1 protein-coding gene is annotated in these 1100 nt (G+C 38.1%); it reads right to left on the minus strand.

From position 1 onward, the window contains the following. Positions 1-4: 4 nt before the first annotated feature. Positions 5-1061, minus strand: a protein-coding gene (locus K6V48_RS11625; protein WP_404830146.1) for an IS630 family transposase whose coding sequence is annotated in 2 segments (ribosomal slippage) — positions 5-595 and positions 597-1061 — 1056 coding nt in all. Because the reading frame shifts where the segments join, the coding sequence is not laid out codon by codon here. Between the last annotated feature and the right edge of the window lie 39 nt (positions 1062-1100).

Here is a 1100-nt window from a genome sequence, read left to right on the forward strand (position 1 = left end):
ATACTCAGTTAAAATCAAAAATAGCGGAAGTCCAGTCTCTATGTACAATTGATTTGAGTTGATAAGCAGTTAAGGTTTGAATAACCTCTTCAAGTTTATCGATTACCTCATTTAAAGTCTTAAATACTTTATTCTTGAAACCAAGTTTACGAATCTCAGACCAGACTTGCTCAATAGGATTCATTTCAGGTGTATAGGATGGAATGAATGTAAATTCAATATTCTTAGGAATATTTAAGGTCTGAGATTTATGCCAGATGGCATTATCCATGACTAAAATAATGTAATCTTCTGGATAAGTTGCCGATAGCTGGCGTAGAAATTCATTCATCCAATCACTATTGCATCCGCCTGCTATGATGAAAAATGAGTCACCTGTATGGGCATCCACAGCTCCATAACAATAACGGTACTCACGAATATGGTGACTTGCTACGTGAGGGCGATAACCTTTAGGAGACCAACACGAACCAAGTTTACTGATACGCCCAAAACCCGCCTCATCTTGATACATAAGGCGGATTTTTTGATATTCTTTCTCATCAATAAAGCGCTTACTCGTTCTCTCCTCGAATAAAGATTTTATTTTTAGACGCTAAAATGGTTTCGGCGTCTGCTTTTTTCGGATGTTGGGGACGTGGGCTAACTTTACGCCAACCATGACGTTTCAGGAGAGCATAGAAACCTTCTCGGGTTGTCTTGTGCCCAACTCTCTCTTGATAAGCTTTAAAGAGGGTGTTAACGGTAACGAATTCTCCATTCAAAGAGGAAGAGAGATGTTCTTTAAGGAAAGCTTCTTCCTCCTCATGCGTCATATACGAACGGCGGCGACCACCACGATTTTCCTTTAATAGGGCCTCTAAGCCACCATTTAGATAGCGATTCAATAAGTTTCGGACTGTCTGATGGACAAAACCTACCGATTTAGCTACGGATGTTAAATTATGGCATTCAGAATAAAGAATGAGTGCCTGTATTTTTCTATGATGCAGAGCATTATTTTTATCTTTAAGTGCTTGCTTTAATTCTTCAACTTGTGTCTGGGTAAGTTCTTTTGTCATAATACTATTATATCGCTATTTTTGATTTTTGTTAAGTAT

The organism is Streptococcus suis, assembly GCF_019794555.1.
In the GTDB taxonomy this organism is placed as follows: Bacteria; Bacillota; Bacilli; order Lactobacillales; family Streptococcaceae; genus Streptococcus; species Streptococcus suis_AB.